This is a genomic window from Actinotalea ferrariae (assembly GCF_019733465.1).
Classification (GTDB): domain Bacteria; phylum Actinomycetota; class Actinomycetes; order Actinomycetales; family Cellulomonadaceae; genus Actinotalea; species Actinotalea ferrariae_A.
On record NZ_JACVQL010000178.1, the window covers coordinates 1 to 7,537 of the forward strand.

The window sequence follows — 7,537 nt, forward strand, 5'->3', positions numbered from 1 at the left end:
CGCCGCGGCGACCTGGGGCGAGCGCGAGGGCGGCCGATCGCTCGCCGTCGCACCCGCGCCCTGGGTGCGCGGCGGCAGCACCGCGGGTCTCGCGCTGCTCGAGGCCCAGCTCGTCGCGTCCGAGCCCGAGGCCGCGTCGGCCACCATGCAGGACCAGCTGCTCTGCCACGTGATCGGCGCACCCGACAAGGAGACGTGGAACCTCGAGCCATGGCGGCCCGACGTCGGTCTCGTCCGCGTGCTCGCCGCGCAGTGCAACCCCGAGTAGCGACCTCCGGCACGGACCCCGGGCAGGCTACGGGCCCCGCCGCGCCGGCCGTGAGCCGCGACGCTCGCGCCCCGTGATGATCACCACCACACTGGGGCGATGGACCTGCCGGTGATGCCGCCCGTCGCCCCGATGCTCGCGAAGTCCGTCGACCAGATCCCGCCCGACCAGCTCTACGAGCCCAAGTGGGACGGGTTCCGCTCGATCGTCTTCCGGGACGGTGACGAGGTGGAGATCGGCAGCCGCAACACCAAGCCCATGACCCGCTACTTCCCCGAGGTGGTCGAGGCGGTGCGCCGCGAGCTCCCCGAGCGGTGCGTGGTCGACGGCGAGATCGTCGTCGCGACGCAGGACGGCACGGGCCTGGACTTCGAGGCGCTGCTCCAGCGCATCCACCCGGCGCAGTCGCGCGTGCGGCTGCTCGCCGAGCAGACGCCCGCCGTCCTCGTCGTCTTCGACCTCCTCGCGCTGGGCGACGAGGACCTCACCACCCGGCCGTTCGCCGAGCGCCGGGCGGCGCTCGAGTCGGCGGTCCCGGGTGGCGGCCCCGGCGTCTACCTCACGCAGGCGACGACGGACCTGGCCGAGGCCCAGCAGTGGTTCTCCCTCTTCGAGGGCGCGGGACTCGACGGCGTCGTCGCCAAGCGGCCCGACCTGCCCTACCAGCCGGACAAGCGCGTCATGGCGAAGATCAAGCACGAGCGGACCGCGGACTGCGTGCTCGCCGGCTACCGCGTGCACAAGGCGGCCGACGACGCCGTCGGCTCGCTGCTGCTCGGCCTGTACGACGACGAGGGGACGCTCGCCTCGGTGGGCGTGACGAGCTCGTTCCCCATGGCGCGCCGCCGCGAGCTCTACGCCGAGCTTGAGGAGCTGGTCACCGACGCGGCCGACCACCCGTGGACGGCGCACGCCCAGGCGGCAGGCACGCGGACGCCGACCGAGGCCGCGGGGAGCCGGTGGAACTCCGGCAAGGACCTGTCCTTCGTGCCCTTGCGGCCGGAGCGTGTCGTCGAGGTGCGGTACGACCACATGGAGGGGCCGCGGTTCCGCCACACGACGCAGTTCGTCCGGTGGCGCCCGGACCGCGAGCCCGAGAGCTGCACCTACGCACAGCTCGAGGTGCCCGTCCGGTTCGCGCTCGCCGACGTGCTCGGCTGAGCCTGCGCCTCGTCGTCAGCTGAGCGTCAGCGTCCCGACGACGGCGCGCAGCTCGGCGAGCCCCTGCTCACCGGCAGGCAGGACGAGCTCCACGACGACGTACGCGCCGTCCTCGGACTGCAGGTGGATCTCCGCCGTGAGGGTCTCGGTGGTCGCGCCGTCGAACGCCGGGCCGGTCGTGAGGTCCACGGCGGCGAGCTCGGCGCCCGGGACCTCGAGCCGGTAGCCCTCCTGACCGGTCATGTCGGACCAGCCCCCGCGCCACGTGCTCTCGCCGACGAGCGCGCTGACCTCGAGGGTCCGGGTGACGACGACCGCGCCGTCGTCGCTGACTGCGAGCGCGTCCTGCGCCGCGAGGGCAGGGCCCGCGGGCCGCGCGTACTTCCGGTGCTCCCAGCCCGCCGACGACGGCACACCGAGGTCGGCCCAGTCCGCGGGCACGGCGAGCTGCAGGCGGCCGACGGACGCGGGCGCCCACCCGTCCGGCACGCCGGCGACGACGCCGTCGAGCGGGGGCAGGTCGGCGACCGTGGCGGGCGCCTGCTCGACGGCATCCGTCGCCGTCGTCGGCTCCTGCGCCTCGCCGAAGGGCAGGCCGGCGCAGCCGGTGAGCGCGCCGAGTGCGGCGAGCGCCGCCCCGACCAGGGCCACTCGCCGGGCGAGCCGCGGGCCGGCGCCCCGGCCGCTCACCTCGCGCCCGCTCGTGCCCGGACCCGTCCGTCCCTGGACCGCACGCATCAGCTTGCCCCCTCTGCCGGCGACCGTCGCCGTTCGTCCATCGGCCTCTCGAGGCCGGACATGAAGCCCCTGATCATGTGGTCTCGGCCACGCGCCCCGCCCGTCGCCGCTCAGACCGGTGGGCGGTACGCCATCGCGGGCGGGCACGCCCCGCCCGCGAGCAGTCCGGCGGCCGCCTCGGCGAGCGCCGCGTACGCCGCGCCCATCGCACCGGGGCCGACGCTGACCCGGCAGACGCCCACCGCCGCGAGGTCCGCGAGCGCGGGCGAGCCCGGCCGCTGGAGCACGCTGAGCCGGCCGTCGAACGCCTCGGCGAACCGGCGCAGCAGGGTCAGGTCCTCCGTGCCGAGCACGAAGACGCAGTCCGCCCCGGACGCGAGCCAGAGCGCGCCGCGCTCGAGGACGTCGTCGGGCGTGCCGCCGTGGAGCAGGGCGTCGCAGCGCGCGTTGACGACCACGGGCACGCCGGCCCCGTCCGCGCCGCGGCGCGCCGCGGCGATCCGCTCCGCCTGCTCGGCCGCGGGGCGCAGACCGCCCGCATGCGGGTGGTCGGCCACCGCGGGGACGGAGTCCTCGAGGTTGCAGCCGACGGCACCCGTCCCGACGAGCAGCTCGACGGTCTCGGCGACGTCGTCGGGCGTGCTGCCGTAGCCGGCCTCGAGGTCGACCGTCACGGGCAGGTCGACCGCCCGGACGACGCGCGACGCCGCCGCGAGCGCCTCACTGCGGCTGAGCCCCTCGCCGTCGGGGACGCCCGCCGCCGCCGAGACGCCCCAGCTCGCGGTCGCGATCGCCGTCGCGCCCGCGTCTGCGACGACGCGCGCGGACGCCGCGTCCCACACGTTGACGAGCACGAGCGGGTCCCCCGGCCGGTGCAGCGACCGCAGGCGCTCGGCGCGCTCCACCTGCCGCTGGTCGGCGGGGGCCGGCGTGATCATGGCCGGGACTGTAGCAACGCGGTCCCGCCGTGGCGGAGGTCGTCCGCGGGCCGCCAGGATGGCGCGATGCCCCTGCCCCCGGACCCCGCGCGCGACCCGGCCCTCGACGCGACCACCGGGCCGGACCGCGGCGCGCGCGTCGCGGACGAGGTCGAGATCCCCCTCGCCGGCGGCAACGTGAGCGCGGGCGTGGTGCGGGTGGGCGCGACGGTGCGCCGCCCGGCCGGGCCGCAGACCCCCGCGGTCCACGCGCTGCTCACGCACCTCCACGACGTCGGCTTCCCGCACGCCCCCCGCAGCCACGGGCTGGACGACCGGGGCCGGCACGTCCTGGACTTCGTCCCCGGCGAGATGGCGCACCCCACCCGGCCCGGCATGCCGCCGCTCGACCCCGCCGCCGTCGGCCGCGTCGCCCGGCTGCTGCACGACGCGCTCGACGGGTGGGAACCGCCCGCCGACGCCGTCTGGGACTGCCCCATCCCGACCGACGGCGCCGACCTCGTCGTGCACAACGACCTCGCCCCGTGGAACCTCGTCGTCGCCCCGGCCGGGCACCTCGTGGTCATCGACTGGGACTCGTGCTCACCCGGCACCCGGACCTGGGACCTCGCCTACCTGGCGCACGCGCTCGTGCCGCTCGAGCCCGGTGCTCCCGACGTCGCCCGGCGGCTCGCCGCGCTCGCCGACGGCTACGGCCTGGACGACGCCGGCCGCGAGCGGCTCGCGGCGACGCTGGCCCCGCGCACGTGGTCGATGCACACGCTGCTCGCCGACGGGCACCGCACGGGCACCCAGCCGTGGTCGCGGCTGTGGGACGAGGGGCACGGCGCGGTCTGGGAGCGCGACGCCCGCTGGGTCGAGCAGCACGAGGCGGACCTGCGCGCGGCGCTCGTCGGCCGCGTGCGCGGGTAGGACCGCGGCGTCAGGCGACGCCGACGCGGGCGCGGTGCTGCTGAGGGCTCACGCCCCGGACGCGCTTGAACGCCGTGCTCAGCGCGAACGGCGTGCTGTAGCCGACCCGACGCGCGACCGAGCCGACCGTCTCGTCCGGCCGCGTGAGCAGGTCCGCCGCGAGCGCGATCCGCCACCCGGTGAGGAACGTCATCGGCGGCTCCCCGACGAGCTCGGTGAACCGCCGCGCGAGCGCCGCGCGCGAGACCCCGGCCGCGACGGCGAGCCGCTCGACCGTCCACGACTCCGCCGGGCTGTGGTGGATCGCGCGCAGGGCGGTGCCGACGACGGGGTCGCCCCAGGCCGCGTACCAGGCCGGAGGTTCGGCGTCGGGCCGGGCGAACCACTGCCGCACGACCGTGATGAGCAGGAGGTCGAGGAGGCGGTCGAGCACCGCCTCCTGGCCGGGCTCGCCGCGCTCGAGCTCGTCCGCGAGCATCGGGACGAGCGCGCCGGCTGCGCCCGACGGCACCACGAGCACGGGCGGCAGCGCCCGGAGCAGGCGGTCGCCGACCTCGCCGGCGAGCTCGTAGGTCCCCACGAGCATCGTCGTGGACCCGTCGGGCCGGTTGCCCCACGTGCGCACGCCGTGGTGCCACGTCCCGGGGAGCTCGACGCCGTCGGGCGTGGTGCAGCGCTGACCCGGGTGGACGACCGCCTGCGGCGGCGTGCCCTCGTGATCGCTCATCGTGTAGGGGTCCGGCCCGCGCAGGACGGCGACCTCGCCCGCGCGCAGGTGCTGGGCCGGCCCGCCCCTGCTGATCACCGAGCTGCCGGACACCTGGGCCACCAGCGTCAGCGGGGCCTGGTCCTGCACGCGGAGCGACCAGGGCGGCTCCATGACGCAGCGGAGCACGAAGGCGCCGCGCGCGCGGGGTCCGTCCAGCAGGCCCGTGACCGCGTCCATCCCGCGACCGTAGACGATCGGACATGCGGACGAGCCGTTCGACGATGGATCGTCTCGCCCACTGGCGCTTGGCTCGGGGCATGACCTCCTACGACACCACCACCCGGACCACGGGCACCGCCCCGCAGATCACCTCAGCCCTCGTGACGGCAGCGACCGGCAAGACCGGCCGCCGCGTCACCGAGCGGCTCGAACGCCTGGGCGTGCGGGTGCGCGCCGGCTCCCGCTCGACCACGCCGTCGTTCGACTGGGACGACCCGACGACGTGGGGCCCGGCGCTCGACGGCGTGGACGCCGCCTACCTCTGCTATGTGCCCGACCTCGCCGTCCCCGGCGCGACGGAGACGGTCACCGCGTTCGTCGACGAGGCCGTCCGTCGCGGCGTCGGCCGGCTCGTCCTCCTCTCGGGACGCGGCGAGCCCGAGGCGCAGCGGGCCGAGCTCGCCGTCCAGCGCCCGGGCCTGACCTGGACCGTCGTGCGGTGCGGCTGGTTCGCGCAGAACTTCAGCGAGGGGTTCTTCCTCGACGCCGTGCTCGCCGGGGAGCTCGCCCTGCCCGTGGGCGACGTCCGCGAGCCCTGGGTCGACCTCGACGACGTGGCCGACGTCGTCGTCGCGGCTCTGACCGAGGACGGCCATGCGGGCCGGACCTACGACGTCACCGGCCCGCGCCTGCTCACGTTCGCGGAGACGGTCGCCGAGATCGAGCGCGCGGCGGGGCGTCCGGTCGCGTTCCGCCGCTGCTCGGTCGAGGAGCTCCAGGCCGACCTGCGGCCCTACGGCGACGACCTCGTCGAGCTGATGACCTACCTCGCGACCGAGGTCCTGGACGGGCGCAACGCGCACCTGGGCCACGGCGTCCGCCAGGCGCTCGGTCGGGAGCCGCGCGACGTCGCGGACTACGCCCGCTCCGCCGCGGCGAGCGGCGTCTGGGGCGCACCGGCCGGCGACCGGTCATGAGCACGTCCGCGTACGACGTCGCCCTCCTCGCGACCGCGCTCGCCTGCGCGCTCGTGGGTGGGTTCCTCTACGCGTTCTCGGTCCTCGTGATGCGCGGGCTCGCGGCGCTCCGGCCCGCGGACGGCGCGGCGGCGATGCAGTCGATCAACCGTGCGGTGGGCGTCGCGGTCGTCGCACCCCTGCTCGTGACGGCGGTCGCCTGCGTCGGGCTCGCCGTCGTGGGCGTCGGTCGCGGCGAGCCGTGGGCCGTCGGCGGCGCCGCGCTGTACGTCGTCGGGGCCGTCGGCGTCACGGCGGCGGCGAACGTGCCGCGCAACGAGGCGCTCGCCCAGGTCGACGCGCAGGCGCCGTCGGCCGCGGCCTTCTGGACGCGCTACGTGCGCGAGTGGCTCGCGTGGAACCACGTCCGCACGGTGGCCGCTCTCGCGGCGGGCGCGGCGCTGGTGGTCGCGGCGGTCGTCTGACGCCCGAGGTCGTCGTGGAGCGCGCGCCGTGGTCTGCTGCGGGGGTGGACTCCTTCATGCGTGACGGGCTGCGCTTCGACGTCCGGGACACCCCGGTGGCCGGGGCACCGGGGACGGCGCCGGCCGCGGTGCTGCTGCACGGCTTCCCCCAGGACGCGTCCGCCTACGACGCGGTCGCACCGCGCCTCGCGGCGGTCGGGGTGCGCACGCTCGTCCCCGACCAGCGTGGGTACTCGCCCGGCGCGCGTCCACGAGGCCGCCGTGCGTACGTGGTCACCGAGCTCGTCGCCGACGTCCTCGCGCTCCTCGACGCGGCCGGGCTCGAGCGGGCGCACGTCGTCGGTCACGACTGGGGCGGCTCGGTCGCGTGGGCCTTCGCGGCCCGGCACCCCGGGCGGACGGCGTCCGTCACGGTCCTCTCGACGCCGCACCCGGCGGCCATGGCCGCCGCTCTCCGCCGAGGCGACCAAGCCCGACGCTCGTCGTACATGCTGTGGTTCCAGGTCCCGCGCCTGCCCGAGCTCACCATGCTGCGGCGGGACGCCGCGGGGCTCCGCCGGAGCCTGCGGCGCGCGGGACTCGAGGACGGCGCCGCGGACCGCTACGCCGACCGCCTGCTCGAGCCCGGAGCGCTCACGTCGGCGCTGGCGTGGTACCGCGCGATCCCGTTCTCCCGCGGGTCGGGCGGCGGCCGGATCCGGGTGCCGACGACCTACGTGACGGGTCGCCGCGACCCGTTCTTCTCACGGGACGCGGTCGCCGCGACGCCGCGGTACGTCGCCGCGCCGTTCACGCACGTCGAGCTCGACGCGGACCACTGGTTGCCCGAGCACCGCCCCGACGACGTCGCGGCCGCCGTCCTCGCGCACGTGCGCTGACCTCCCCGTCCGCCCGGTCCTGGCACGGGGTCCGACGCCCCGAGGGGGAGATCCGTGCCAGGACCGGGGCGGCTCAGGCCCGACGGTGGCGCCGGCCCACGAGGACTGCGCCGGCTCCCGCCACCAGGAGCGCCGCCGCGATCACGAGCGGGACCAGGAGGTCCGCACCGGTCCGGGCGAGTGCGCCGCGGGCCGCAGTGGTCGTGGACGCCCCGGTGCCGTCGCCCGGGCCGGGTGCAGGCGCCGTGGACGGGCCCGGGGCCGGGCTCGGGG

General features: G+C 76.8%; 9 protein-coding genes and 1 pseudogene. 6 read left to right on the forward strand and 4 right to left on the reverse strand.

The annotated features are described in order from the left end of the window. Together ICW40_RS14070 and ICW40_RS14075 are read left to right on the forward strand one after the other, a co-directional pair. A partial coding sequence (locus ICW40_RS14070) for a DUF2599 domain-containing protein (protein ID WP_221654648.1) occupies positions 1-268 on the forward strand: 268 nt, incomplete at its 5' end. A gap of 99 nt (positions 269-367) precedes the next feature. After that, positions 368-1,429, forward strand: a complete 1,062-nt coding sequence (locus ICW40_RS14075; protein WP_221654649.1) for an ATP-dependent DNA ligase — start codon at positions 368-370, stop codon at positions 1,427-1,429. 15 nt (positions 1,430-1,444) lie between these two features. Here ICW40_RS14075 and ICW40_RS14080 read toward each other — a convergent pair whose 3' ends face one another. Together ICW40_RS14080 and ICW40_RS14085 are read right to left on the reverse strand one after the other, a co-directional pair. Beyond that, positions 1,445-2,167 (reverse strand): hypothetical protein, encoded by a 723-nt coding sequence (locus ICW40_RS14080; RefSeq protein WP_221654650.1) that lies wholly within the window; start codon positions 2,165-2,167, stop codon positions 1,445-1,447. Positions 2,168-2,277: 110 nt separating this feature from the next. Further along, a complete protein-coding gene (locus ICW40_RS14085; RefSeq protein ID WP_221654651.1) occupies positions 2,278-3,105 on the reverse strand; it encodes an isocitrate lyase/PEP mutase family protein in 828 nt (275 codons plus the stop codon). Between the two features lie 66 nt (positions 3,106-3,171). Here ICW40_RS14085 and ICW40_RS14090 point away from each other — a divergent pair, with 66 nt between their 5' ends. Then, complete coding sequence (locus tag ICW40_RS14090; protein WP_221654652.1) at positions 3,172-4,017, forward strand: phosphotransferase; 846 nt, start codon at positions 3,172-3,174, stop codon at positions 4,015-4,017. Positions 4,018-4,027: 10 nt separating this feature from the next. Here ICW40_RS14090 and ICW40_RS14095 read toward each other — a convergent pair whose 3' ends face one another. After that, a complete protein-coding gene (locus ICW40_RS14095; protein WP_221654653.1) occupies positions 4,028-4,963 on the reverse strand; it encodes an AraC family transcriptional regulator in 936 nt (311 codons plus the stop codon). A gap of 80 nt (positions 4,964-5,043) precedes the next feature. Between ICW40_RS14095 and ICW40_RS14100 the strand changes: the two genes are divergently transcribed. From ICW40_RS14100 to ICW40_RS14110, 3 genes are read left to right on the forward strand one after another with little or no spacing between them, the layout of a single operon-like run. Next, complete coding sequence (locus ICW40_RS14100; protein WP_221654654.1) at positions 5,044-5,922, forward strand: NAD(P)H-binding protein; 879 nt, start codon at positions 5,044-5,046, stop codon at positions 5,920-5,922. Beyond that, complete coding sequence (locus ICW40_RS14105; protein ID WP_221654655.1) at positions 5,919-6,386, forward strand: anthrone oxygenase family protein; 468 nt, start codon at positions 5,919-5,921, stop codon at positions 6,384-6,386. Before ICW40_RS14100 ends, ICW40_RS14105 begins: the two co-directional genes overlap by 4 nt. A gap of 44 nt (positions 6,387-6,430) precedes the next feature. Then, a complete protein-coding gene (locus ICW40_RS14110; protein WP_308121807.1) occupies positions 6,431-7,264 on the forward strand; it encodes an alpha/beta fold hydrolase in 834 nt (277 codons plus the stop codon). Between the two features lie 73 nt (positions 7,265-7,337). On the opposite strand, the pseudogene ICW40_RS14115 reads toward ICW40_RS14110, so the two are convergent. Further along, positions 7,338-7,537: pseudogene (locus ICW40_RS14115) on the reverse strand (phosphatase PAP2 family protein); the annotation flags it as partial.